Source organism: Shewanella sp. Isolate13 (assembly GCF_022398325.1).
Lineage (GTDB): Bacteria > Pseudomonadota > Gammaproteobacteria > Enterobacterales > Shewanellaceae > Shewanella.
This window is the reverse complement of the sequence record NZ_JAKEVD010000002.1, coordinates 31,220-56,297: the sequence shown is the minus strand read 5'-3', so window position 1 is coordinate 56,297 and position 25,078 is coordinate 31,220. Positions and strand designations below refer to the sequence as shown.

Annotated in this window: 24 protein-coding genes and 1 pseudogene; 10 read left to right on the top strand and 15 right to left on the bottom strand. The window is 47.3% G+C overall.

Features of this window, described 5'->3' with window-relative positions; genetic code table 11:
• Positions 1-5: 5 nt before the first annotated feature.
• From L1D44_RS01395 to L1D44_RS01385, 3 genes are read right to left on the bottom strand one after another with little or no spacing between them, the layout of a single operon-like run.
• On the bottom strand, positions 6-458 hold the full coding sequence (locus tag L1D44_RS01395) for a GtrA family protein (protein WP_239888525.1): 453 nt from the start codon (positions 456-458) through the stop codon (positions 6-8).
• Positions 443-1,897, bottom strand: coding sequence for a glycosyltransferase family 39 protein (locus tag L1D44_RS01390; RefSeq protein WP_239888524.1), 1,455 nt, complete (start codon positions 1,895-1,897; stop codon positions 443-445). The genes L1D44_RS01395 and L1D44_RS01390 overlap by 16 nt, the downstream gene beginning before the upstream one ends.
• Positions 1,897-2,934, bottom strand: a complete 1,038-nt coding sequence (locus L1D44_RS01385) for a glycosyltransferase family 2 protein (RefSeq protein ID WP_239888523.1) — start codon at positions 2,932-2,934, stop codon at positions 1,897-1,899. The genes L1D44_RS01390 and L1D44_RS01385 overlap by 1 nt, the downstream gene beginning before the upstream one ends.
• 130 nt (positions 2,935-3,064) lie before the next feature.
• Between L1D44_RS01385 and L1D44_RS01380 the strand changes: the two are divergent.
• Positions 3,065-3,753 (top strand): annotated as a pseudogene (locus L1D44_RS01380) (response regulator transcription factor).
• Complete coding sequence (locus L1D44_RS01375) at positions 3,747-5,096, top strand: HAMP domain-containing sensor histidine kinase (RefSeq protein WP_239888522.1); 1,350 nt, start codon at positions 3,747-3,749, stop codon at positions 5,094-5,096. The pseudogene L1D44_RS01380 and the gene L1D44_RS01375 overlap by 7 nt, the downstream one beginning before the upstream one ends.
• Before the next feature lie 40 nt (positions 5,097-5,136).
• On the opposite strand, the gene L1D44_RS01370 is transcribed toward L1D44_RS01375, so the two are convergent.
• A complete protein-coding gene (locus L1D44_RS01370) occupies positions 5,137-5,718 on the bottom strand; it encodes an alpha/beta fold hydrolase (RefSeq protein ID WP_239888521.1) in 582 nt (193 codons plus the stop codon).
• Positions 5,719-5,933: 215 nt separating this feature from the next.
• Between L1D44_RS01370 and L1D44_RS01365 the strand changes: the two genes are divergently transcribed.
• The 4 genes from L1D44_RS01365 (at position 5,934) to L1D44_RS01350 (ending at position 10,358) form a co-directional block, all read left to right on the top strand.
• On the top strand, positions 5,934-6,971 hold the full coding sequence (locus tag L1D44_RS01365) for a class I SAM-dependent methyltransferase (RefSeq protein ID WP_239888520.1): 1,038 nt from the start codon (positions 5,934-5,936) through the stop codon (positions 6,969-6,971).
• 396 nt (positions 6,972-7,367) lie between these two features.
• A complete protein-coding gene (locus L1D44_RS01360) occupies positions 7,368-8,537 on the top strand; it encodes an MFS transporter (protein WP_239888519.1) in 1,170 nt (389 codons plus the stop codon).
• Between the two features lie 191 nt (positions 8,538-8,728).
• Positions 8,729-9,865, top strand: coding sequence for a 23S rRNA (uracil(747)-C(5))-methyltransferase RlmC (gene rlmC, locus L1D44_RS01355; RefSeq protein ID WP_345773618.1), 1,137 nt, complete (start codon positions 8,729-8,731; stop codon positions 9,863-9,865).
• 283 nt (positions 9,866-10,148) lie between these two features.
• Positions 10,149-10,358 (top strand): molybdopterin-binding protein, encoded by a 210-nt coding sequence (locus L1D44_RS01350; protein WP_012278778.1) that lies wholly within the window; start codon positions 10,149-10,151, stop codon positions 10,356-10,358.
• Between the two features lie 105 nt (positions 10,359-10,463).
• Here L1D44_RS01350 and L1D44_RS01345 read toward each other — a convergent pair whose 3' ends face one another.
• From L1D44_RS01345 to L1D44_RS01310, 8 genes are all read right to left on the bottom strand, one after another.
• Positions 10,464-10,787: a hypothetical protein gene (locus L1D44_RS01345; protein WP_239888517.1), complete on the bottom strand. Its 324-nt coding sequence runs from the start codon at positions 10,785-10,787 to the stop codon at positions 10,464-10,466.
• 121 nt (positions 10,788-10,908) lie between these two features.
• Positions 10,909-11,460: a NifB/NifX family molybdenum-iron cluster-binding protein gene (locus tag L1D44_RS01340; RefSeq protein ID WP_239888516.1), complete on the bottom strand. Its 552-nt coding sequence runs from the start codon at positions 11,458-11,460 to the stop codon at positions 10,909-10,911.
• The gene (locus L1D44_RS01335; protein WP_239888515.1) at positions 11,457-11,753 is read right to left on the bottom strand and encodes a DUF134 domain-containing protein; all 297 of its coding nucleotides are present in this window, start codon (positions 11,751-11,753) and stop codon (positions 11,457-11,459) included. The genes L1D44_RS01340 and L1D44_RS01335 overlap by 4 nt, the downstream gene beginning before the upstream one ends.
• Positions 11,754-12,022: 269 nt before the next feature.
• A complete protein-coding gene (locus L1D44_RS01330) occupies positions 12,023-12,616 on the bottom strand; it encodes an ATP-binding cassette domain-containing protein (protein WP_239888514.1) in 594 nt (197 codons plus the stop codon).
• Positions 12,600-13,307, bottom strand: a complete 708-nt coding sequence (locus L1D44_RS01325; protein WP_239888513.1) for an ATP-binding cassette domain-containing protein — start codon at positions 13,305-13,307, stop codon at positions 12,600-12,602. The genes L1D44_RS01330 and L1D44_RS01325 overlap by 17 nt, the downstream gene beginning before the upstream one ends.
• Positions 13,301-14,131, bottom strand: coding sequence for an ABC transporter permease (locus tag L1D44_RS01320; protein ID WP_239888512.1), 831 nt, complete (start codon positions 14,129-14,131; stop codon positions 13,301-13,303). The genes L1D44_RS01325 and L1D44_RS01320 overlap by 7 nt, the downstream gene beginning before the upstream one ends.
• Positions 14,124-15,101, bottom strand: a complete 978-nt coding sequence (locus tag L1D44_RS01315) for an ABC transporter permease (protein ID WP_239888511.1) — start codon at positions 15,099-15,101, stop codon at positions 14,124-14,126. The genes L1D44_RS01320 and L1D44_RS01315 overlap by 8 nt, the downstream gene beginning before the upstream one ends.
• Positions 15,098-16,624, bottom strand: a complete 1,527-nt coding sequence (locus L1D44_RS01310; protein ID WP_239888510.1) for an ABC transporter substrate-binding protein — start codon at positions 16,622-16,624, stop codon at positions 15,098-15,100. Before L1D44_RS01310 ends, L1D44_RS01315 begins: the two co-directional genes overlap by 4 nt.
• Before the next feature lie 185 nt (positions 16,625-16,809).
• Here L1D44_RS01310 and nikR point away from each other — a divergent pair, with 185 nt between their 5' ends.
• Positions 16,810-17,220, top strand: coding sequence for a nickel-responsive transcriptional regulator NikR (nikR, locus tag L1D44_RS01305; protein ID WP_220769376.1), 411 nt, complete (start codon positions 16,810-16,812; stop codon positions 17,218-17,220).
• A gap of 14 nt (positions 17,221-17,234) precedes the next feature.
• On the opposite strand, the gene L1D44_RS01300 is transcribed toward nikR, so the two are convergent.
• On the bottom strand, positions 17,235-18,035 hold the full coding sequence (locus L1D44_RS01300) for a helix-turn-helix transcriptional regulator (protein ID WP_239888509.1): 801 nt from the start codon (positions 18,033-18,035) through the stop codon (positions 17,235-17,237).
• Between the two features lie 117 nt (positions 18,036-18,152).
• Between L1D44_RS01300 and L1D44_RS01295 the strand changes: the two genes are divergently transcribed.
• On the top strand, positions 18,153-19,274 hold the full coding sequence (locus L1D44_RS01295; RefSeq protein ID WP_239888508.1) for a multidrug effflux MFS transporter: 1,122 nt from the start codon (positions 18,153-18,155) through the stop codon (positions 19,272-19,274).
• A gap of 350 nt (positions 19,275-19,624) precedes the next feature.
• Positions 19,625-20,293: a YoaK family protein gene (locus tag L1D44_RS01290; RefSeq protein WP_220769373.1), complete on the top strand. Its 669-nt coding sequence runs from the start codon at positions 19,625-19,627 to the stop codon at positions 20,291-20,293.
• A gap of 62 nt (positions 20,294-20,355) precedes the next feature.
• Here L1D44_RS01290 and L1D44_RS01285 read toward each other — a convergent pair whose 3' ends face one another.
• Complete coding sequence (locus L1D44_RS01285; protein ID WP_239888507.1) at positions 20,356-20,850, bottom strand: peptidylprolyl isomerase; 495 nt, start codon at positions 20,848-20,850, stop codon at positions 20,356-20,358.
• Positions 20,851-21,225: 375 nt separating this feature from the next.
• On the opposite strand from L1D44_RS01285, the gene L1D44_RS01280 reads away from it, so the two are divergent.
• Complete coding sequence (locus tag L1D44_RS01280; RefSeq protein WP_239888506.1) at positions 21,226-22,611, top strand: aminotransferase class V-fold PLP-dependent enzyme; 1,386 nt, start codon at positions 21,226-21,228, stop codon at positions 22,609-22,611.
• Positions 22,612-22,722: 111 nt separating this feature from the next.
• Here the strand turns inward: L1D44_RS01280 and L1D44_RS01275 are convergent, their stop codons facing one another.
• Positions 22,723-25,077, bottom strand: a complete 2,355-nt coding sequence (locus L1D44_RS01275; RefSeq protein ID WP_239888505.1) for an EAL domain-containing protein — start codon at positions 25,075-25,077, stop codon at positions 22,723-22,725.
• Position 25,078 lies beyond the last annotated feature (1 nt).

The following is a 25,078-nucleotide window of genomic DNA, read 5'->3' as shown; positions in this document are numbered from 1 at the left end:
GAGCATTATTCAAGAGCAACGGCTCGATATATCCAACGATTGGCACCAAACCAGTTAATAATGAGTCCAGCCAATACGCCTAAGCTAAAACTGATTAAAGCATTCAGTGGCCCACCGCTTAACGCCGTGGAGCATAGATAAAATACCGATAGATTAACCAATGCCGCGAGAATTGAAACTGCCACTGACCTCAATAACTGCCTAGCCTTAGGGACTTGCTTGCGCTCACCAAAGGTCCAGTAGCGATTCGCCAACCAAGAAACAATAAGCGCACAGGCAAAAGCGCTGCAGCGAGCGAGCATTAAAGGCAGCTCAAAGCCATTCAGCAACCCATAAAACAGCGCAGCATCAAACATAAATACCGCGCCGCCAACCACTAAGAAGCGCAAAGCTTGCCAGTGCTTAAGCCATAATTGCCGCAGTGCCTGCATAGAGAAGACCATTAGTTGCGACGACAACGCAGTAGCCCCCGATACTTATTGTGCGCCACTTCACTGCAGTGAGAGAATCGAGGCTCTGCAAGCTTGCTATTCTCAACCACTAAGTAGAAGTCACTCTTCGAGTCCACCTTGTCTAAAGCATCAATCTTGTCTGCTTGACCAGCGCTGTAGAAACGTGCTGAAAACGGCTGCCTCTGCCAGTAATAAGTCGGTAATGCTTCACTGCGCAGTGAGAGTAACCAGCGCTCGCTCTTATCTTTTGCAGGCCCAAAATTCAGCACGACAACGGTGATGAGTAACAAGACTGGAATAGATAAAGCGATTGCATTGAGCCCTGGTAGGCGACCATTGCACCACGCATAGCCGAGCAACAGCGCTAAGCCTGGAATACCAGGCAAGACATAGGCGGGCAGAATATTGCCCGCGAGCGTAAACAGCACCATAGGTGCAAGCATCCAGCACAGAAGATAGCTAGCCACCCCCTTAGATTGCTCTGCCGCCTGTTTCTCCCCCTTAGCAACGACTTCTGACGCAGAGCTTCTAGCCTCTGTCACTATCTTGTAAATTGCCCTCGGCAGAAACAGTGACCATGGCATAGCAGCAGCAATGAAATACAGCCAGATCGTACCTCGGATCTCGTCATGGGCCGTGCCATAGAGATCGCCTTGCCAGCCACTATCGACAAAGCGCGACCAATGCTCCCCAATAATAAAGTAATGTAAAAAGCCTGGAGTCGCTCGCTCCGCCATCACATACCAAGGCAACGCGATAGCGAGCATCAGCAGAGTGCCCGTCACAAGTGGTGTACGCTGCCATAAGTGTCGCCACATCTTTAATAGGCCAGTCTTTTGCAAGCCATTCTTTCGCAAACCATAGCGCCACAGCAACCAAAGCCCAGTGCCAATTGCGAACAGGACTAATGCCACCGGGCCTTTTGCCAGCAAGCCGATTGCTAGGCCGCTAAAACCGATATATCCCCAAAGTCTGTCACCTTGCCAACACAGGTAAAAACCGACCATCGCCAGCGTCAGCCCCAGTGTCAGCGCCATATCGGTCATTACTGCACCCGCGCTGACGCTAAACACCACTGTTGATGCCAAAATGATTAGCACCGACGTCACGGGTAAATGCAGACGTTTGGCAAAGTAACCGACAACGGCTAAGGTCAGCATCGCTGCCAACCAGTGGGGAAAACGCACAGCAAACTCATTGATACCAAATAGGTTTAATGAGCCAGCACTCATCCAGGTATGTAGCGGGGGCTTGCCCCAAAACGGCACATTGTAATCAAATAGAGGCGTTACCCAGTTTCCTGTCTCTACCATCAGGCGTGCCATCTCACCGTATCTCGCCTCGGTGGTATCCATCAGCGGATACCAAGGCAGGAGTAATAGTCGTGTCAGAACCACCAGCAAGAGCACAGCCACTCCCCTGTGAGTGTCGCGAGTGCTCAACATTATTTAGCCCCCAAGTAGCTAACATTATCCTGCTTTGTATTGCGAGTCCGAGCTTTCACTTGCGCCAACGACTCCCGATAGGCTACCTCTTCAATCAGGTATAGAGGCCTTTGCTTCACCTCTACAAACACTCGCCCCAGATACTCTCCAATCAGCCCAAGAGCCAACAACTGGATCCCAGCTAATGCCAGCTGCACCACCATTAGCGACGGATATCCAGCAACACTGCCGCCAAATATCAAGGTATTAGCCACTATCCAACCGCCATAAACAAAGGCGCACAATGCCGTCAGCACACCGCACCAAGTGGCGAGTCTAAGGGGTTTAAAGCTAAAGGAGGTAATGCCGTCCATCGCTAAGCCAAACAACTTGCCATAATTCCACTTAGTTTCACCGGTAAAACGAGGATCGCGGTCAAACTCTAAGGTCTTTTGAGAAAATCCCGGCCAACTAAATAACCCTTTCATAAAACGGTTACGCTCAGGCAAAGCCTTAATACTATCGATAACCTGACGGCTCATCAGGCGAAAATCACCGACATTCTCAGGCACTGGCGAGTCCGATACCCAGTTCATCAAACGGTAGAAGCAGCCAGCAGAGAAACGTTTAAACCAGGTCTCCCCTAACCGTTTTCTGCGCTTCATATTGACGATATCGTAGCCGGCTCGCCACTGAGCCAACATATCAGGGATCAATTCCGGTGGGTCTTGCAGATCCGCGTCCAGCATGATCACCACCAATCCTCTGGCGTGGTCAATACCTGCTGACATCGCCGCCTCTTTACCAAAATTACGGCTTAACTTGATGCACTGATACTCATTATCTACCAGAGGTAATCGGCTCACCTGCAGCCAAGAGTCATCACAACTTCCGTCATCAACAAATACAATTTCACTGCTATCATCAAGCCTTGAAAGCACCGCGGTTAAACGCTCAATCAAGGGCTTTATCATTTGCGATTCATTGAATAAGGGCACCACAACAGACAGACAAATCTCTGCATGTTCGCGAGTTTGAGAAGATGAGGAATACGACATGTTTTATCCTGCAAAGGCTAATTTGCCGTTAGCATGCCTAGACTTGAGTGAACGAAATGTCGTTGACATTTTTTCGACAAAAAAAGTGCTAAAATAATCGCCATATACCGGGTTAATCACAGCATGCACAATGACAATTAAACTACTGATTATTGAAGATAACAGCGATGTAGCGGGGATCCTTGGCGACTATTTCGAAGCCAAAGGCATGGAACTCGACTTCGCCGACAACGGTGAGCTTGGTCTTTCGCTAGCACAGGCTTTCGACTTCGATGCTATTATCCTCGACCTGATGCTGCCTAAACTCGATGGCTTAAGCCTATGTAAGGCGCTGCGCTCCCTTGGTTGCAGCACCCCCATCTTAATGTTGACCGCGCTAGATAATAAAAGCGACCTACTCAGCGGGTTCGATTGCGGTGCAGATGATTATCTCGGCAAGCCTTCGATCTCGATGTCGTCGATGCCCGAGTACAAGCACTCGTAAAACGGCATCGTGGCCAAGTGGCGCAAGGTACACTCAAGTTTGGTGATATAGAGTTAAACATCGCAAAACATCAGGCTTCTCGCCAAGGTATGCAACTCGCACTGACACCTATCACCTATCAGATCCTGCTGCTGTTAATGAAAAATGCTCCCAATGTGGTTAAACGCGAACAGATCATCGATGAAATCTGGGGCATGTCGCCACCAAGTAGCGATATTTTACGCAGCCATATGTATCAACTACGCAATCAACTCGATAAACCCTTTAAGCAACCTATGTTAGCAACAGTGCCTAAAATCGGCTTTAGGCTGCAACAGGGAGAAGAGACGTGTTAAAGCGCTTACTCAACCGAGTCCCATCGGCCTCTAAGCTGCCTCAAAGGTTGATGATCTATTTCAGTATCATTGCCCTAGCCATAGGGCTCACGCTCTATATTTCCATGCTGAGCTTAATGCAGTGGATTGAGGATGAAGTCAATCAACATGAACTCGAGGTTAGCGCGCCATTCGCCATAAGCTTATTTCAACAAGGTGCAAAGCAACCTCTCAAAATTGGCTTATACGTTGAGGCTTACCATTCAACTGAACTTATCCCAGAGAAATACGGTGATTTAAGCCAATTCCCCAACAATTTTTCAGGTGAAGTGGTCGACCGCGGCGCAACGGGGTTATTCCATGAGGTCACTAACTTTAAGTTATTTGAAGATGATGCACTCAACCAGCACGAAGAGATCTTCCTTTATCGAAGTGAGTTTGAACTTGAAGGTGTAATGCAGCCTCTCTACCTCATCATGCCTGCAGAAAGCGTGGAGTTAAGTCACAGTGAGTGGCAATCAATTAACCTGTTTGTGCTTAGCTTCATTGGGGTTTTGTTTCTACTATTTGGTTTCGCGATTCACAAACTAAGCCGCCGATTAGTTGAACCCGTTGAGCAACTCAGTAAGCAACTAAAATCCCCTGCTACACACAAGACCTTTAGTGTACCGCCGCAGTCTGCCGCCGAATTTAGTGAGCTTGCTAATAGCCTCAATCATTATCGCCAACAAAATGAGATGATGATAAAGCAAGAGCAGGCGTTTGCTCGCTATGCCAGTCATGAGCTTCGCACTCCAATCACAGTGATCAGCGGTGCCGCCAAGTTACAGGAGCAGAATGATGCTGCCGCATTTCAAGCTCGCCAGCGTGACCGTATTATGCGAGCCGCCCATGATATGCAGCATACAGTCGATGCCCTGTTAGGCTTAGTAAAACAAGAGAAAGGCACCGACAATAAGCAATTCAGGACATTAGAAAAAAACGAAGTTGAGCAGATTATCGCGCCGCTTTCACACCTAGCTAACTCAAAGCAGATTACACTCGAGTTAGACTTTAGAGAGCCGCCACTGCTCAAACCGAGCCCTGCAGTGCTACGAATGCTACTGACTAACTTGATTAGCAATGCTATCAATGCCAGCGACTCCGGCAAAATATCCATTAGCATAGATAAACGTGCAATAGGGATCACTGATACTGGCCGCGGGCTCAATTCATCAGAAAACGATAGCAATAATGGCCATGGGCTCGGCCTTCTCATCGTCGATAGCCTGTGTCAGCGTTACCAGTGGCAATTTAGCCTAGAAGATATCGCACCAACAGGGTGTCGGGCGCGACTGAGTTTCCCTGTGGCTGAAACGCACTAAGCCTCTCCCGCGCCAACAAACAGAGGAACCAAGCTTTAGCTTATGGCACTTCCACAATATTATGACAGATGGCTTTTGCGATGCGTCGGCTAAAAATGACCGACAGATGCAGAATAATCACAAACCTCTGATTCTCGGCTATGTGCCAGAACGAGCTAGAGCTAGGTACAATCGTAAAATCGATGGGCGTCCAATAAGAGTAAAGTTTTATTCCCTCTAATACGATTTCAGACTCAGCAAGCTCAACAAGTAAGTCACTGTTAGGCCTTAGCTGTCTAATTCCTTTTGACGGGTAAGGCAGATAGGCTAAATAACTGCCGTTATGGGGAGTCGACAGACAGAAGAATTGACTCACTCGTCTAGCACCATCTAGCGACTGTAAGTAATAACGGCCGATAATACCGCCCATACTAAAGCCCACCAGCACTATCTGTTCATCACAACCCAAAGCGCTGTCGATCTGCTGCCGTAAATTTTCGGCAGCATGTTCTATACCGTAGCGCCCATCGAAGGGGCTAATCGTGGGGGCAAAACATTCGTGGCCCGCTTGCTGTAGTCGCTTTTGCAGCAAGCGCATCACATGCCCAGTATTAAAGATGCCATGTACCAATACGACTTTCATATATCCTCTGCCATGGATAACAACAAAGACCCTGTCTATTTCTGAGTCAAACTCAGCCTAGAGTCAAATGAAATAACCCTTTGGCGCCATTTTCAATGCTCTCACCAAAGGTATCTCCTAGATAACGCCATTGAAGAATGAGGGTATTTATTGGTGCATTTTTGCTATCATTAGCGCCGTCACCTCTGACACTATTTCAAATGAGCCTAATATATATGTCGATCACAACATCGGACCCAGCAGCTATACCTCTTTCTCAAGCATTGACCCAAGCCATTGCTAAGCGTGCTGCATTTCTAAAGCAAGCAGAGACACAAGATACCGATTGTTACCGCGTATTTCACGGTACCGTAGAAGGTTGTAATGGACTCAATATCGATCGTTACGGCAATGCTTGGCTCATCCAAACCTTTCACCAATCGCTGAGCGATGATGAACTAGCCGATGTGACAGAGCAACTGACTCAACTCGCCGATCTTCCCGTGATCTACAACGATCGCTCTGACAAGAACTCTCGAGTATTAAACCGCTTACCAGAAGAGCTACAGAGCTTCGCCACGAGCGAACAGCAGATGCAAGAAAATGGCATCCAGTTTACCAGTAAGTTACGCCATGAAGGCCAAGATCCGCTGCTATTTCTAGATATGCGTGTAGGCCGTGAATATGTTGCCGCCAACAGCGCAGACAAGAGCGTATTAAACCTCTTCTCCTACACCTGTGGCATAGGCACGGCTGCGGCTGTCGGTGGTGCCAAGCGTGTCGTCAACGTCGACTTCTCCTCATTTGCCCTAGCGGCGGGTCGTAAGAATGCGGCGTTAAACCAAGCTGAAGATGTCTGTGAATTTATCCAAAGCGATGCCTTTCCAGCCTTAAGACAGTTGGCAGGCCTTAAAGTCGGTGGTCGTCGCAATCAAAAGCTTCCCTCCTACCCAAAGCTAAGTGCCACTCAATTTGACTTGGTCTTTCTCGACCCACCGAGATACGCCAAGAGTCCTTTTGGCATCGTCGATCTCATCAATGACTATCAGAGCCTATTTAAGCCAGCACTACTGACCACTAAATCCGGTGGCACAATTGTCTGCTGTAACAATGTTGCCAAAGTCGATCGCAATGCCTGGTTTGACAGTTTAGTGCGCTGCGTTGAGAAACAGGGGCGTGAAGTCACTCAGCACACTTGGTTAGACTGCCATAACGATTTCCCATCATTTGATGGTAATCACCCACTAAAGATTGTAGCGCTACAGTTAAGCTAATCAGCTTTAGATTGTGGATTAAAAATCTGCTGCGACAAAACGCTTCAAACAGTAAAAAGGCGGCTATCAAACCCGCCTTTTTAACCATCTATTAACTACCAGACTCTCAAAGGACTATAAATAACAGTTACAAGGCGCCGACAAAGCTAAATCCCTTGCGACAAAACAACTTAGAAACCAATGTCAGCCTCATCCTAAAACCCAGCATCAATTAAGCAAATACAAATAAAAGTTTAACGCATAAAAATCAGGCGCATAGAAGCAAATAAATCTAAAAAATCGTTTTTTATTTCTTAGTACATAAATTAAACTTTACTTTCCATATTAAAAGCATAAAATCCGCCTCCTCAAACCAACATTTAAACTTTTAAAAGTATCAATCTATAGGAGATAAAGGTGGACATTTCTGCCTGCAAACCACACAAAAACAGTACATTCGTACCTGTTGCTGGTTTATCGTTTTTTGCTATCGCATCAGGCTTTCTGATGAGCCTTATTCCATTGTCACTAGCATCATTTGGCATGGATAACTCATTGGTTGCATGGTTAGCGAGCATCTTCTATCTAGGTATCTTAGTTGGTACAACCTGCATTCAAACAATCGTAGCTAAAATTGGCCACAGAATCTCACTGATGCTTTTTCTTGCCATGTTGACCCTGACAATCGTCGCGATGCTGGCTATACCGACAGCATCAGTCTGGCTCGCCGCTCGTTTTCTTGCCGGCTTTGCCGTTGCGGGTGTTTTTGTGGTCGTTGAGTCTTGGCTACTGATGGCTGATAGCGCAAAGCAAAGAGCTAAGCGCTTAGGCCTATACATGACATCCCTCTATGGTGGTACTGCGCTGGGTCAGCTAGCGATTGGGCCATTAGGTATTAATGGTGTTACCCCCTTCCTCTGGGTTATTGGCTTACTCATGTTAGCGATCTTGCCACCACTTTTAATCAAAAGAGGCCAGCCAGAAAGTCTCGAGCACGAGAAGATCAGCATGCGTGAAGTGAGAAAGATCAGCTTACCGGCGGTGATCGGCTGCTTAGTATCGGGCCTGTTACTAGGTCCTATTTATGGCCTAATGCCAAGCTATATCAATGGTCAGTTTGCCAGCACCGAACGTACCGCATTTTTAATGGCTGTGATTATCTTAGGCGGTATGTTAGTACAACCTTTAGTGAGCTATCTATCGACGAGAGTCGGTAAGAGCCTGTTGATGGCGCTATTTTGCCTACTCGGTACTATCGGTATCGTTGGTATCGCCGATGGCACCTCAATTGCGATAATTACCGTAAGTTATTTCTTACTCGGCGCGAGCTGCTTTGCGCTCTACCCTATTGCTATCTCACTGGCCTGCGAGACGATGGCATTGGAGAAGATCGTTGCCGCGACAGAGCTAATGCTACTGAGCTACAGTGTTGGCTCTGTATTCGGGCCAGTCATTGCAGAGCACAGCAGTACCTCGGCGCACTCGCTGATCACTTATCTCGCTGTAGTATTGCTGACGACATCGATTTATATGTTGATTAAGAGTCTACAAAACACACGCAGCGGCCACACACCAGCAATCGGTTAACCGCCACTTAGTGTTATACAAAGAGCGCAGCGTAAGCTGCGCTTTTGCTTTCGGCTCAACAGCAAAAAATAACACTGACTTCTTTCTCACAAAGGGCGATTTTTGAGTAAAAAAGCACTAAAATAGTGCACTTCAGGCTAGCAAAAGTAGTCGCCAATATTATCGTTCCAACGCTTTAGAGTACCCAATCAGTGAAATGTGCCCACTTTGATCAGCAGCAGTGTCTTTCTTGCTGCCATATAAACCAACCCATGCCAGAACAAGTTGCAGCTAAGTCGCAAGTACTAAGCCAGCTACTGAGCGACTTCGAGGTTGAACAGTGGCACCAGCCTGTGTTTGGTCCTGATAGTGGTTTTCGTAATAAGGCTAAAATGGTAGTGCTTGGCGCGGCGCATCAACCCATCTTAGGCATTGTTACCCCAACGGGCGAGCCCGTCAGCCTATGTGATTGCAATTTATATCCTGCCGATATGCAGCAACTACTGCATCGACTAGAGCTGTTTGTACGCCAAGCGGGCATACCGCCTTATAATGTCGATAAAGTAAAAGGCGAGCTTAAGTTCATCTTACTCACCCGTAGTCAGATCAAGGGTGAATACCTGCTACGGTTTGTGCTCAGATCTCACAAATCTATCGAGCGTATAGAGCGAGAACTACCGCAGCTATTAAGGGAATACCCACAGATTAAAGTGGTATCGGTAAATATTCAGCCGGTACATATGGCCATTCTCGAAGGGGAAGAGGAACTTTTCCTCACCGAACAGACGCGCTTATCAGAACAATTTAACGATGTGCCTCTGTTCATTCGACCAAAGAGCTTCTTTCAGACTCACCCAGAGATCGCCGCCAAGCTCTATCAAACGGCTCGAGAGTGGATGGCAGAGCTTAAACCCGATACGCTTTGGGATCTATTCTGCGGCGTCGGTGGTTTCGGCCTGCACTGTGCATCGAAACATAGCGCATTAACCGGGATCGAGATCTCGGCTGAAGCTATCACCTGCGCCAAGCTATCGGCAGAAGCAATGGGCTTAACGCAAGTTAGCTTTACCGCGCTGGACTCTACTGGCTTTGCTCAAGGCTGTGATGCCAAAGATAAGCCCGATGTGGTCATCGTCAACCCACCAAGACGTGGCATTGGTGAAAGCTTGTGTCAGTCACTGTCTGCATTCGCCCCTAAAGCCATCCTATACTCAAGCTGTAATCCACACACCTTGGCCAAAGATTTAGCCACTATTCAGGGCTACCGAGTTCAGAAAGTGCAACTATTCGACATGTTCCCCCATACAGACCATTTCGAAGTCTTGGTTCTGCTGCTTAAAGACGCTTGATCGCCGCAATGCCTTCCAACATCAAGGCTTAATCCTAAGCCTTGATGCACTTACTAAGTCATGCTTCACTCTATTCCCCCCGCTTCCACAACATAAGGGCTAGCTAAAGCTGGTCAGGAAATAATCATTGAAAATTAACTAGATACGATCTAGATCTCAAAAAAAGAGATTTGGGATAAGCAAATACGACTAGATTCAAGTAAATGCGACATATTGTCCGTAATTAATATCTATCTGGCGATAAGCTCTTTATAATAAATCCTTTATTATTAAGGATATACTTATGAAAATCAGCGCACGTAACACACTAAACGGTACTATCAAATCAATCGACGAAGGTTCTGTTAACAACGAAGTTGTTATCGAACTAGCACCGGGTGTTGAAATCACTTCAGTTGTGACTAAGAAATCTTGTGAGCAACTAGGCCTAGTTGTTGGTGGTCAAGCATACGCGATCATCAAGGCAAGCAACGTGATGGTTGCTGTAGACTAAGCAAGCGACCCAACGGTTGCTGTAAGCTACTGTTTAATAAAAAAGCCGCAAGCACCTTGGTGTTTGCGGCTTTTTATTTCAATTATCTGCGACTTGGCTAAATAGCTAGGCTCCCATCAAGGAGATGACAGCGCCAATAATAATCAAAGACACTCCCGTCAAAATCGTATATTTCACCCGTATCGCCCGCTTATATGCCAACAAGCCTTGATACTGAATATCGATATTCTCGCAGTTTTCAAACCCGCGCCCCAGCGTCCAAATAAACAGCGTCGTGCGATCAAAAGAGGAGACAAATGAGCCTTGGGACCCAAGTAGACGCTCCCAGAGTGCCCTATCATGTAGCTTTAGTACGCGGTTCAGTTCCGGCAAGCCCATAAAGGCCAAACCCACAAATAGAATGATAAACCCCATAACCAATACAGCCATCTCGCCCTCCTGGTCAAAAAACACTCACAGCCGTTACTAACATCGGATATTTCCGTCAAGATGTAAAGTCGCCAAGGGCTATCGCAATCAATTATTAAGTTTAATACCTAAGCTGCTTATATTATTTAATAACTCTAAAACCTGCGTATTGCACCCCAGCTTGCTGAGGCGATGGTATCTTAAGCAGCCTTGGATCTAAGCTATTAGTCGGTGCGGTTTTTCCGCTGCAACCACAGCCGCCGGAAGTTCCACAGCCGCCCGATGAGCCACCGCTACAGCCGCAACCACCCGATGAACCTCCACAACAACCGCCCTTCTTCTCATGGTTCAATGAGGCTCGCCCTTGGGAAGCATTCAGCAAACGGTGATTCAGATCTTTCGCCCTAGAGATAAGCTCAGGCAGTTCTATAGTGTTATCCGTCTGGCTCACACTCATTCCCGCATCCAGCAACTTGCCTAACATGCGCTCACCGATATGCTGCACCACCACAATATCTGCTTTGTGATCGATGATAAGGTTTAGCATCGCCTTTTTAGCGCTGCAGCCACCGCCCACCGCGGGGTTCTCAAAACGTGCGATTAATTGCAGTTGTTCATCGTAAAAAGCTATCTCTGGCGCTTTGGTAAAGTGAGTCGCCAAACGATCTCGACTCATAGGAATAGCAATAATCATAGTAAATCCTTCTTAGGGTTCTGAGGGAGTAAAAGCGCCTTTCCTTGAGTGACTGCTGTTGCCACTTTTTTGCGTGCACTCGCCAACAGATAACCAAAGGTTTGCCGAGAGATCCCCATTGATGCCGCAGCATCGAGCTGACTCAGCTTTTGCACATCCCCTAGGTTGAGTGCCTCAAATTCATCAGCTTCTAACTGAATTTTCTCAAGCTCACTCGATGGAATGCCATTGGGTTTAAATAAGCTACATGGTACACAGCTACTTAGGTGGCGGCATTTCTTAGGTCTAGACATAACAAACTGTCCTCTGACAATCTTGTTGGAATTAATTCATTGGATTGAATTGGCTGCACTTCTACTTTGTCATGCAGTTATTGGCGTAGGCCAATAACTGCTATTATTGGTGATATTTTTCGAGCAAACTGAGGTGAGAATCACACTCAAAAATATTCACCGAGCCTAAATAACTGTTAGTTAAAAAAGCGCCGACTATATAAGCGCCAGCCAAAGTTTCAAACGTATTGCTCTGTAATGCTAACGATTAGGAAGGGATGTGAACTTAATTAAGCCTGCGGCCAGTTAATTACCCGCTGACAGATAGCCTTGAGCAAATACTCGTCATGGGAGATCACTAACAAGCCTATGTTGCGGCGTTTCGCACAGGCTAGCAGCTGTTGCCAGAATTCGGCTTGGGTCACCATATCAAGGTGGGCGGTTACTTCATCACAGATCAGATACTCAGTGGTCGGCACCAGCGCACGGATCAAATTAAAGCGCTGCAGCTGACCGCCAGATAACTGGCTTGGTCGCCTCGCTAACCAAGATGCCTGTAAACCATATTCCTGTAACAGGGGCAGATAGCCATCGCCTTTCCAGCTCTCATTTAACGAGGCCGCTAATGTCAGTCGAGGGTTAAAGGCGAACTCACTCTGCTGGATCAGCCACTGCACAGGGTTGGCTTGGTTAACTTGCTTTGCAGGCAGCTCAAGCAACTCGACATCGGCAGTGACCATTCCCGCGAGCACACTCGCTAACGATGACTTCCCGACACCGCTAGGGCCTGAGATCCCCACAACCTCACCACGCTGCAAACTGAGATCGGGAAACTGAATGCTTTGATTATGCCGCCGAAGACAGCCACTACGCAGCATTAGCATTTGTTAACCCCCAATGCTCCGGTAACGCAGCCCAAAGACTTTGTGTATAACTATCGCAGGCACCGCTACGAATATTGGCACTGGTAGTGATCTCAACCAGCTTACCGTCACGCAGCACCAAGATGCGATCAGCCACAGTAAGCAGCTGCCTTAAATTATGACTTATCACCATCACAGCCACATTCTCACTACGAGCCAAGTAGCCGAGGTGTTGATAGATGCCTTCTGCAGCCTGACTATCTAAGCCACAACATGGCTCATCGGCAATCATGATTTCACTCGCCTGCCAACAGGCCTGCGCCAGTAATGCTCGTTTAGCCATGCCGCCCGACAGCTGATGACGATAACAACGGGTAATATCTGCCGCCAGTGGAAAAGGCCTCTTGCGTTTAGCGCCCTTAGGCACTCGACTCAAGGCATAACTTAATTGCGATGAAATTCGCCTTAAAGGATCGAGTACCGAAGCAGACTGCGCCGCCAATACTCGCCTATCACCACAGCTATGGAGCACCTGACCGCTTAAGCTAAACCCACTCGGTACCTGACCTAGTAATGCTTGTGCCAATAGACTCTTGCCACTGCCACTGGCTCCCACCACTGCAAATACTTCGCCCTTCGCAATCGAGAAACTTAAGGGGGATAACAGACTGATATCGTTCGATTGAATACTGAGTTTATCGACACTCAACATGACACGACTCCTTTTAGATGGGTCTGCGGCCCCTGACGCAGCGCCGCCAACAACTGCTGAGCAATATAAGACATCAGCAGTAAGCAGATAAGCAGTAACAGCCCCGGGCACACTCCTAGCCACCAATGTCCGGTAAGTACATATTGGCTCGCTTGAGCCAGCAGAGCTCCCATAGAGGGGCTATCAGGATTTAAGCCGAAGCCTAAAAAAGTGAGAGCCGCCATATGCGTCAAGGCATGGGGAAACAGGAGTAATCCGCCAACCCACCACTGAGGCAAAATTTGCGGCAACATATGGGTTTTAAGCCGTTGCCATGGAGAACAGCCAAACTGCTCCGCCAGCCGATAATAGGGGGTCGACTGCACTTGCTGCATCTCAAACCGCAATAACCGCGTAAGCTTAGGCCAGTGGCTCAGTGCGATGGCAATCACTAAGCCCCATTCGGCCCCGCCAAAGGCCAAAGAAAGCAAGATCAGTAGCAGCAGGTGAGGCAGTGACATAAACAGATCCACCAGCAAGTCCACCAGCCAACGACAGTATGGATGCAACATGGCGAACATCGCCATCGTCAGCGCCAACACACTACTCATCAGCACCGCGAGCCCCCCCACATAGATGCTCTGTGCCAGCGCTTGTATGCTGCGGCTAAACAGATCTCGCCCTAACCAGTCGGTGCCAAACAGATACGCCATTGAGGGAGCTTGATACTTATGCAGCAGGTTGAGCTCTGCCCCCTGAAATGGCCATAAAAAAGCGAACAGCACCAACAGCAATAGACTAGCGGATGCAAAAATAAAGCTTGGCTTACGTAATGTGCTATGCATCTTTCGCCTCGAGCATGAAGCGGCGCGAAAGCAAGCTGGCTATCAAGTTACCGCCAAAGACGAGTAGCGCCGAGATCAGGGTACAGCCCATCAGCAAGCCCATATCACTGGCCAAGCCAGCCTTAACGATGCTCGCCCCAACCCCAGGAAAGCTAAACACGCTTTCAGCGATCAGCGAGCCGCCAAACAGCTCGGCAACGGTGGCAAATTGCAGGATAATCGCCGGCAACAGGCTATTACGGATCACATGAAACAGCACCACCTTGGATAGGCCATCACCATGGGCTAATGAGTACTGCACATAATCAGACTGCAATACATCGATCACCTTCTCGCGGGTATGCAGCATGATCGGTGCCATACTCACCGCAGTAAGTGTCACAACGGGCAGTAGCAGGTGTTGCAACATGCTAGCTAACGACTGCTCGGTAAACGTCATGCCTATCGGTGCCGCACAGCAAACTGGTGTTAGGCTTAGCGCGATAGAGAACAGGCTAATTAACAGCATCGCCAGCCAGAACGATGGCATGCAGACCATTAGCCAAGCGAACTTTTGAATGATGCGATCTAACCAACCGCCACGATAGACAGCCGCAGTGAGTCCCAGCAGGTAACCGAAAACTAACGAGCAGATCCAGCTAAGCGCAATCAGTAGCAGCGAGATCGGCAAGCGCTCGGCAATCACACTCGATACGGGTTGTTGATAGAGACTAGAGTAGCCTAAGTCCCCCTGCATCAAGCCCCCAAGCCAGTGCAGCAAACGCTGTCCAACACCTTGATCTAGCGCCAGCTGACTCTCTAGTAAGGACTTTTGCGCCTCAGAGACCGCAAAAACATTGCCACCAAGATAGGCATTGATCGGATCCAGTGGCGACCAACTAAGCAATAGATAGGCAAACACAATAACCAAGATCAGCAGTAGCACCAGTCTTAGGCTAACCTGTAATACCGAACGCGATAGCTTTTTCATCGATTAGGACACTGCCAACGCCACTGCTCAATATTGTTTGCAAGAGGCCAACCATGCCCATGAGCCTCTATGCCTGGTTCACTAAGATCTAAGCATTCATTAGCCGCATAGAGATGCTGTAAGTTAACTAACCAAGTCCAGGGGCGATCTGCCGCGATCAAGGTTTGCGCCTGCTGCCAGAATGGCAATGACTCAGACCATGATGCCGCGGCCTGCGCATTGTCTAGCGCCTTATCGACCTGCGGGTTGCTATAGTAGCCGGAATTGAAATAACCTTTGCCACGACTAGCACTGTGATAAACCGCCCTCACTTCCGTGGCACTATGACTGCCAAAGCCTAGCAGCACTGGCTGACTATGCATCTGCAGATAGATCGCCTCCCAGCTTTTGCCTACGGGCTTAATCTCTATGCCTAATGGCTTAACCATCTGCGCGACGGCCAATGCCAGCTGTTGGCGAACCGTATCACCCGCTAAATAATAGAGCGTCATGCTAGCCACAGTGCCCCCCTTATGGCGTAGCCCAGCTTTAAGCTGCCAGCCATTTTGTTCGAGCAAGCGCTTGGCGGCATCAAGATCGGGCTTATTTGACGAGATCTGCTGAGGCCCCCAAGGTAAGCCATCGGCTATCGAATAGGCTGGAGTCGCAAAACCGTCTAATAACTGCTGTACTAAAATCTGGCGTTCAACTGCCATATCAATAGCTTGGCGAATGACAGCATCCGAAGTGACATCATTACCTATGCCGCCACCTTGAACAGGAACCATGGGCCAGGCGATACCGCGGTTATCGACGCTATCTATGCTCCATAGCTTGTAGCCCGGCGGTAATATCTTGGCGTAACGAGGCGCGATAGCAGCAAGATCTAACTGGCCAGAACGCAGTCTTGCATAGCGACTATCTTCATCGCTAAAGGTCACTACTATCTTAGAAAAAGCCGGTTTTTGGCCGTAATAGTATGGATTGGGCTGCATGATAAGCTGCTGATTTCGATCCCAACGCACGAAGGCCAGTGGACCAGAACCGATAGGATTGAGGCCGTAGGCTGCGTTATAACTAGCCTTAGGCACGATAGCTAGGTTGACTAGGTTATCGATAAAGGTGATATCGGCCTGCTTAAGATAGAATCGTAAGCTGTGGTCATCTAAGATCTCAACCCGCTCCAAATTGGTTAAGTCATGTAGCGAGGCGCTGTTCTTCGCGGTATCGAAGCTAAACTTCACATCCGCTGCAGTTAACGCGCTGCCATCACTAAACTTAACCCCATCGCGTAAATCCACTAGCCAGCTCAAGCGATCCTCGCTAAGGCGCCACTGCAGGGCGAGATCACTCACCAGTTCAAGGGCATTATCGCGTTTAATCAGGGTCGATTGAAATAGCGGACGATTGTACTTCCCCCACCCATAGATAGGATCAAACCCCGTTTCCGGCTCGGCTCCCAAGGCAAGGGTTAACACCCTGTCTGTGTTTGCGAGACTAGCAAAGGGCAAAAGAGAGAGAACTAATAGAATTAACGGCTTCACAATAACATCCACAATCCATTGAGTAATACTATTTTTCGAATCGTAACACTACACCCAATTGTTCAGTAAAACAGCTTATTCCAAAGACTAAATACTGCATCATTGACCTAGATCACTTTTATAAGGGTGCATCTTGCTTACATCTATAAGATACTCAAAGTAATTAAGTTTTTAGGAATTTAGCTATGTCTAACGACACCATTCGCTTCACTGTTTCGATGCCACAATCTCAGTTTGATGAGATAGAACAAGACCTATTGCAGCGAGGCTACCAGTCTCGCTCCGAATACATTCGCGACCTGTTTCGCGATCGTCTCGTCGATAAGCAATGGAACGAGAGTAAGGAGGATGTCGTTGGGGTACTGACACTGATTTTTGATCACCACCAACGGGGCCTAAGTGAGAAACTAATCGATATCCAACATAACCATTTAGTGCATGTAATGTGTAGCACCCATGTGCATGTGGATCATCACAACTGCCTAGAGACAATTATCATCAAGGGACAAGCGGCTGAGCTTAATGCCATTGTGAATCGAATCGCCGCATTAAAAGGGGTTAAGGTGGCACGTTTGAGTCGCGCAGGTGTGGTTTAACCTAGCGCAACTGCCTACAGTGCTGCTGAACCCGCCCTAAAGTACTGACTTGGCGTATTACCAAGATGCTGCTTAAAAAAGCTAATAAAGGCACTGTCGCTCGCAAAGCCCAGTGAAAATGCCACCCTAGATACGCTACTCCTCTCGGCTAAGCGCTCTATTGCGGCCTGCAATCGCCACTGCTGCCGCCAAGCTTGATAGCTCATTCCCGTTTCTTTAGTAAAAATCCGCGAAATCGTCTTCTCACTGGCACCAATCTCAGCCGCCATCAGCTTAAGTTGCTCAGCTTGACGCTGCCCAGTCTGCAGCAGCTTAAGCCAGCCTTGTAAGCGTTTATCTATAGGTATAGGAAGCGATAGCTTGAGCTCTTCCGCCGAATTAAGTTCCTCGGAAAATAGGGCTATAAGCGCCGCCTGCTGCTGACTCGGCATATCCCATGGCCACATTGCCATTCGCTCAATCAAGGCAGTAAGTAGCGGGTTAACCCCAAGTAACTTCACTGAGTGAGGCAGCTCGGGAAAAGCCTCAATATCAAAATAGATTGAACGGTATGCCACCACATTTCGCATCTTGGCGCAGTGCTCTACGCCAGCAGGGATCCACGCGGCCTTAGTGGGCGGCAGTACACATTGACGTTTGTCCCCCTCCGATTGGCATAAGGTTATCGACATACATCCCCGCGGCGCATACAAAAGCTGTGCTTTTTTATGTTGGTGCATCCCCGAATCATGCTGCCCCACATCGGCAGCGATCCCGACGACAGCGGCAGTGATCTTATCAGCATTAAAGCGCTGGTTATGATCGATAATAGCCATAGCTCACCTTGTCCGATTTCAGATGTTTTTAGTCTTTATTATTGTAATCGACCTTTTCTCGGGTCGCTATACTCCTTCCCGCAATCTAGCTACAGCATTAAACATTACGGAATTACCATGAATAAAAGACCCGAGATCTGGTTAATCACCAGCTTGATGATGTTTCCACAAATCGTCGAGACCATCTACAGCCCAGTACTACCCGATATTGCGACCGCCTTTAATGTCAGTCAGCAGGCAGCCTCACAAACGCTATCGATCTACTTTATTGCATTTGCTCTAGGGGTCATCATTTGGGGACGTTTAGCCGATATTATTGGCCGTAAGCCCAGTATGTTACTGGGTTTGATGAGCTACGCCGTGGGCTCAATTATCGCTATCAACAGCCAAGAGTTTGAATATCTACTACTGGCGCGAAGCTTGAGTGCATTTGGCGCTGCAGTAGGCTCAATTGTGACCCAAACGATGCTACGCGATTGCTTTCAAGGGCCTGAGCTTGGCAAGGTATTTTCAATTATGGGCATGGGAATTGGGATTAGCCCAGCGCTAGGTCTTATCTTAGGTGGCTTACTTGCCAGTCTATCGGGCCATAGTGGTGTATTTCTAGCCCTAGGATTACTGGCTATTACTCTATTGCTGTTATGTGTTTGGCGGCTACCGGAAACCCAAAATAAAAGAGGTAAGCCCACCTCCTTGAGAGTACTCGCGATAAAGATGGGAAAAGACACTATGATATGGCGTAACGCTATCTTGGTTGCCAGCTTTAACCTGATGCTTTTTGGCTATTACTCGCTGGCACCATTTATGTTTACTCAGCTTGGCCTAAACCAGAACCAATTTGGAGCAAGCGGTATTGTACTCGCCATTGGAGTGCTAATAGGTAGTGCCACAAATAAGCATTTAATCAGCAAAGGTTGGCAAGGGGAGGCATTACTCTCATTGGCTTGTATTGCCGCTCTAATTGGCGCTATCGGCGTGTACCTGAGCCAATCTAATCTGTTATTTTTGCTGCCAATGATGCTTGTCGTCATCGGCTTTGGTATCGCCATCCCCAATATTCTCAGTCAGGCATTGGTCAATTATAAAGATGCGGCGGGCACTGCTGGCGCATTATTTGGTTTGACCTATTACCTGATATTAGGTGGAGGATTATCTCTAGCGGCATTAAATCACAACTTAGCGCAAGTTCTGCTTTGTTGCGCACTAACCAGTGTGCTGTTAAGCCTTAAAAAAAGTTAAGCTAGCAAAGATCAAGCATCACTAATCTTGTTAGTGATGCTTGGCGCTTTAGACTCAATAGCAGCATTGCCAACCGCTCACAAAACCAGTCTTAGGCTCCATCAGTATGAACTGGGGAGCTCATGCTGTTTCTAATACGAACAACCTCTGTTTTGCTTAGCATTCACAGTACTTTTGCGATCTATACTGCAGTTTAGTATGTTGATAATTGGCAAAATATGAACCTTAGTCCAAAAGCATACGTCTTGCGGATTTAACGTCCACATTTCCCTAATTTCAAGACTCAATAGTCCACCTACTTTACTGCTCTCAAATGGCGCGGTTGATTGGAGGGCAACTAAGGCAATACCGTGATTTCTAGACTTCCTAAATGGGTTGAGTATGGTGCGTTTATTCTGGCTTTTACCGCGGGTAGCGTGAATGCCATCGGCCTGCTGGGTTTCGAGCACCAATCGGTCTCCCACTTATCTGGCACGGCAACCTTGGTCGGCACTCAGCTGTTAAGCTCATCGCCCACAGTCTTGTTCCATCTACTAGGGATCTTAGTCAGCTTTATGCTAGGCGCGGCACTTTCGGGCGCATTTCTCTCCGGCAGCAGCGTCAAACTGGGGCGTCATTACGACACCTTATTACTTATCGAGGCGGGCTTTCTTCTGTTTGCTATCTATCTACTGCAAGATGGCACCTATTACGGTCACTACATGGCATCGGCGGCTTGCGGCCTACAAAACGCACTGGCAACCACCTATAGCGGAGCGATTGTGCGTACCACTCATGTTACGGGAATTTTCACCGACCTCGGCATCATGCTAGGCGGCGTGTTTAAAGGCGAGAAATTTGATAAGCGTAAAGCCATACTGTTTATCTTGATCATCGCGGGCTTTATCTCTGGCGGCGCACTGGGGGCTTACCTTTTTGCTAAGCTACAATTCTTTGCCCTGCTGGCCCCCGCCGCCATCTGTATCGCACTGGCGATAAGCTACCGTATCTATAAGATCCAGACGGCAGTGAAACGCTAAATAAACTGATAATAAAAAAGCGCCTTAAGGCGCTTTTTTATTATCTCAGAGTACACAATCGATTACTGATTGATGGTCACTTTCTCAATGATAATCGCCTCTCTTGGCACATCATCATGGTCACCTTTAGAAGCAGTTTTAGCACGGCCTATCTTTGTCACCACGTCCATACCTTTAGTCACTTGACCGAATACGGCGTAACCCCAACCAGCATTGGTCGTTGCGGTATGATCTAAAAAGCTATTATCGGCCAAGTTAATAAAGAACTGCCCTGTTGCCGAATGCGGTGCATCGGTACGCGCCATCGCAATACTGCCACGAACATTCTTAAGGCCACGGTTAGCCTCATTGACAATTGCAGCTCGAGTCGGCTTCTCTTCCATCTCGACAGTAAAACCACCACCTTGGATCATAAAGCCTTTTATGACTCGGTGAAAAATCGTGCCTTCATAAAAGCCTTCTTGGCAGTACTTGATAAAGTTCTTAGCGCTAACAGGCGCCTTTTCCAGATCCAGCTCTATCTCGATATCACCTAAGTTGGTGGTAAAAATAATCATGGTCTCACACTCTCATTATGCGCTTATGCGCCTACTCACTATTTTACTCTTAGTTATGGACAAAAATGAGTTGTGTTTAAAAATATATTTCCAGCTTCTTTGGTTCAAAAAAACATAAAACAGCCACTTTTGCCCAATAAAAAGCCAAAACAACAAAAATATAACACAAAGCGTCAAAATAATGACTTTACCCTTGATAAATAAGGATTTTTATCACAAAACGCTAACACCAAGTGTGGGTGAAATCACATCTTTAACCCGTCTAAGCCTATAAAATGCCCCACAAACAACCCGCCTTAACCATCAACAAGCAATAAAAATAAATAAAACACATAACCACTTATTTTTATTAAAAAATACAACAAGGAAAACCCCATGACCAAAAACTCTGAAGCAAGCTTAGCCAACGCAGGACGTCGAGGTTTTTTAAAAACGACAACAGGCGTTGCCCTTGCAGCAGTCGGAACAAGCCTACTCCCAGCCACTGCACACGCGAGCAGTGACAATCATATTAAACCTTTCCATGGTCATGGGTCTGAGCATGGTTTTTGGAATAAAGTCCGCAATGAATTTATTCTAAATAAACGCACCACCTACATGAACATCGGTACCTCAGGCACCATGCCAAAGCGCGTACTAAAAGACTATAACCGCACCAACGAGCAAATCTCGATCAACCCTTGGAATAGCAATGTTCCAACCATAGATTATGCTAAGCAGATCGCACCAAGCTTTGGTGCCGATGAGCATGAACTTGTGCTAAGCCGTAATACAACCGATGGTTTATGTACCATTATCAACGGTCTGCAGTTTGAATATGGCGATGTTATCTTAACCACTAACCATGAGCACCCAGGTGTTACTACACCACTAAAGCATGTCGCACAGCGCTATGGCGCCGAAGTGATCGAGTTGGCGCTACCTGTATACACGCCAAACAATGAAGTAAGTGCAGATGACTTCGTGCAAGTGTTTAACGATGCAGTCAACCTATATGGCAACCGCGTACGTTTTATGGTTTTCTCTCACGTGACTTTCACCACAGGCACCACCTTGCCAGCTAAGCGTATCTGCCAAGAGGTCGCCATTCCTAATGGGATCGTCACCATGGTCGATGGCGCACATACACCAGGTATGTTCAACCTTGATTTCCATGATATCGACTGTGACTTCTACTCAGGAGCTGGCCATAAGTGGCAGTGTGGCCCAGGTGCTACAGGCTTCCTTTACGTACGTGACAACGCTAACCGTCTATTCGAGTTCTGGAGCGATCGCGAAACACCACTGTGGTTTATCAATAGCTCATCAACAGCCACAGCTGTGCAAGCTAGATTACAATCGATTGGTCAAGATAACTACCCAGCTAAGCGTGCATTAGCTGACTGTTGTGCGCTTTGGGATCAGATTGGACGTGATGCTATTGAAGAACGCATTCTAGACTTAAGCGCCCTATGTAAGAAAGAGCTTGCCAAGAAGTTCCCTGATGCGATGATCTTCGCCCCTAATATTCGCGAACTATCGAGTGGCCTAACCTCTTTCAACCCATTCGATGATCTAAATGATGGTGAACTACTCACCGAGTTCCGTGATCGTTTACACGAAGAGTATGGCTATATCGTTAGAACCACCTCTTTCTATTTAGATCCATATGACACAGTTAAGACCTACTCTCTGCGTATTTCGACTCACCTTTTCCACGATAACGATGACGTTAAAGGCTTGGTTAAGGCGATGAAGCAACTGCATCGCGAAATGAGATAACCCATATATAGAAAACGGCCCGTTTGTTATTGTTAAAAATAACAAATCGGGCCGTTTTTTTATCACAAAATTGAGCCTACGAGGAGAGGAGCGATACCTATCGCCCATGACTTAACCAGCCTGCTCTACTCTTTCAACCAGACCAATATTGTGCTGCTGCCGCAATAGCAGACGAGTAAACTCAGCCGCTGGGACCGGGCGACTAAAGAGGTAGCCTTGACCATACTCACAACTACGCTGCTGTAAAAAAGTCGCTTGCTGCTCAGTTTCGATCCCCTCGGCAACCACTTTAAGCTGTAACGACTTAGCCATCGCCAATATCGCCGATACCAAAGATGCGTCCGATGAACAGGTGGTCATATTATTAATAAATGCTCGATCAATTTTTAACTTAGTAAATGCAAACTTCTGTAAGTAACTGAGCGCCGAATAGCCAGTGCCGAAATCATCGATAGATAAACCAACACCGAGTTGCTTAAGATAAGATAGCATCTTCATCAAGGCGTGATCTTGCTCTATCAACAAACTCTCTGTCACCTCCATATCCAACTGACTTGCGGGCAAACCTGTCTGTAGCAATATATCGACGATACGCGACTGCAATTGCTCGCAATACCTAAACTGAACACTAGAAAAGTTAATTGCAATCTTAATAGGGCTAATTGCTTGCCACGCCGCAGCCTGAGTGCACGCCTCAAGCAATACTATGTCACCGAGCCGATGAATAAGGCCGTTTTTCTCCGCAAGCGGAATAAAGTCCTCAGGCGAGACAAAACCAAGCTCACTATCGGTCCAGCGCATCAAGGCTTCGGCTGCGACAATTTCACGGCTGCTCAAGTCCAGTATCGGTTGATAGTAGATCTCGATATCGCCTTGCTGAATAGCCTGATGCAAACGGACATTGAGCGCAAAGTTTCGCTGCACATCAAGGTTCATGCTCTCATCATAGAAACTAAACCCGTTTCGGCCCATATCCTTGACGCTATATAGCGCAGTATCGGCGCGCTTTAATAGTGTCGCAGCATTTTTGCCATCTTTAGGGTAAATAGACATACCAATACTGGTCGAAACAAAAAACTCTTGCTGCTCGATATGAAACGGTTTTTCAAACACAGATAGAATACTACTCGCGACCAGTTTGGCAGAGTCTTGGTGCTGAATATCGGGCACGATAACCAAGAACTCATCACCACCTAAACGTGCCACGATATCGGTACTGCGTACAGATCTAAGCAGCCGCTCGCTAGTTTGCTTTAATAACAGATCCCCTGCATGGTGCCCCTCTGTATCATTCACTTGCTTAAAGTTATCCAAGTCGATAAACAACAACAGAATTTGCGTCTGTGTCGCATGCGCTGCACGAATCGCTTCCTGCAGACGAGCCATACCATGGGTACGATTAGCCAAATTGGTCAGTTCATCATGGGTCGCTTGATAGGCAAGCTTGCTTTCCGATGCCTTACGCTTAGTGATCTCTTCATGTAGCTGAGTGTTTTGTATTGCCAACTTCTGCTGTTGCTCGGAAGATAGCTCAACTTGGGTCTGCAGCACTAAGTTAGCGTTATTGATCCGCATCAGGTAGATAAGCCCCATAAATACTGGCAGTGCCAATAGGGAGATTGCGGCAATAAACCAAGCCGATGTAAAAATATCTTGCTCACTGACAGGCTCAAACCAACTCTCTAATAGAAAAGGGGTCGAAACAACCTTCTTCTCAAAGTAGATGATCCTTGAGGTTTCACTATAGTAGCTCGTCGTGCCAAGCTCGCGGTCTGAGACACAACCGTTGAGAGAGTTCCACACAACAATGTCTCCAACAGGCGTCACTAAGGTTAAGCAACTGCCGCTATCGTGGTGCTCTTGTGTCGACAACATACGGATCAGCACATCTGTATTTAGGCTCGCCACTAAGATCGCTACGGGCTTATTCTGATGATAGATAGTCTGCAGCAAATGAATATCAGGTCCATCCTCACCAGATACGACCAAGATCTTATGACTAAGGGCCTCCATCTCCTTAAAAGGTAGCTGACTGATATCAAAAGCACTATCTGGCTGAGTATCGACAATGACACTTTCGCCTACCCCCACGATCAACACCCGAGAGTAAATAAGTTGGCCATCCATCTTATTCGACTGAGTAAAGTTATCTATGGTTCGAGTTAGGTTAAATAGGCTAGAACCTAAGCCATACTGCAACGACATACCTGCGGCTAAATTAGAGAAGTAGGTACTGACGTCCCGTTTCATGCTCAGATTAGCAATATTCTTTTCACTAGCATCGATGAAAAAACTTAAGTTTTCCGTGTAATTACTAACTCTTAGATTAAGCGCACTGTTTTGTGACTCTTTTAATCGACTCTGGCCCAAATTGGTGACGGTCAAAATAAGAATTAAATAGGCACTCAGTAAGATACCTGCAATGATGATAGCAGTTTTGCTGTTAAACCATTTGAACTGTTTCATG

Bases quoted from the DNA above. Each gene is read 5' to 3' on its own strand.
- L1D44_RS01390 (WP_239888524.1), bottom strand. From the start codon at position 1,897: ATGTTGAGCACTCGCGACACTCACAGGGGAGTGGCTGTGCTCTTGCTG.
- L1D44_RS01385 (WP_239888523.1), bottom strand. From the start codon at position 2,934: ATGTCGTATTCCTCATCTTCTCAAACTCGCGAACATGCAGAGATTTGT.
- L1D44_RS01370 (WP_239888521.1), bottom strand. From the start codon at position 5,718: ATGAAAGTCGTATTGGTACATGGCATCTTTAATACTGGGCATGTGATG.
- L1D44_RS01365 (WP_239888520.1), top strand. From the start codon at position 5,934: ATGTCGATCACAACATCGGACCCAGCAGCTATACCTCTTTCTCAAGCA.
- L1D44_RS01350 (WP_012278778.1), top strand. From the start codon at position 10,149: ATGAAAATCAGCGCACGTAACACACTAAACGGTACTATCAAATCAATC.
- L1D44_RS01345 (WP_239888517.1), bottom strand. From the start codon at position 10,787: ATGGCTGTATTGGTTATGGGGTTTATCATTCTATTTGTGGGTTTGGCC.
- L1D44_RS01340 (WP_239888516.1), bottom strand. From the start codon at position 11,460: ATGATTATTGCTATTCCTATGAGTCGAGATCGTTTGGCGACTCACTTT.
- L1D44_RS01335 (WP_239888515.1), bottom strand. From the start codon at position 11,753: ATGTCTAGACCTAAGAAATGCCGCCACCTAAGTAGCTGTGTACCATGT.
- L1D44_RS01330 (WP_239888514.1), bottom strand. From the start codon at position 12,616: ATGCTAATGCTGCGTAGTGGCTGTCTTCGGCGGCATAATCAAAGCATT.
- L1D44_RS01325 (WP_239888513.1), bottom strand. From the start codon at position 13,307: ATGTTGAGTGTCGATAAACTCAGTATTCAATCGAACGATATCAGTCTG.
- L1D44_RS01320 (WP_239888512.1), bottom strand. From the start codon at position 14,131: ATGCATAGCACATTACGTAAGCCAAGCTTTATTTTTGCATCCGCTAGT.
- L1D44_RS01315 (WP_239888511.1), bottom strand. From the start codon at position 15,101: ATGAAAAAGCTATCGCGTTCGGTATTACAGGTTAGCCTAAGACTGGTG.
- nikR (WP_220769376.1), top strand. From the start codon at position 16,810: ATGTCTAACGACACCATTCGCTTCACTGTTTCGATGCCACAATCTCAG.
- L1D44_RS01300 (WP_239888509.1), bottom strand. From the start codon at position 18,035: ATGGCTATTATCGATCATAACCAGCGCTTTAATGCTGATAAGATCACT.
- L1D44_RS01295 (WP_239888508.1), top strand. From the start codon at position 18,153: ATGAATAAAAGACCCGAGATCTGGTTAATCACCAGCTTGATGATGTTT.
- L1D44_RS01285 (WP_239888507.1), bottom strand. From the start codon at position 20,850: ATGATTATTTTTACCACCAACTTAGGTGATATCGAGATAGAGCTGGAT.
- L1D44_RS01280 (WP_239888506.1), top strand. From the start codon at position 21,226: ATGACCAAAAACTCTGAAGCAAGCTTAGCCAACGCAGGACGTCGAGGT.
- L1D44_RS01275 (WP_239888505.1), bottom strand. From the start codon at position 25,077: ATGAAACAGTTCAAATGGTTTAACAGCAAAACTGCTATCATCATTGCA.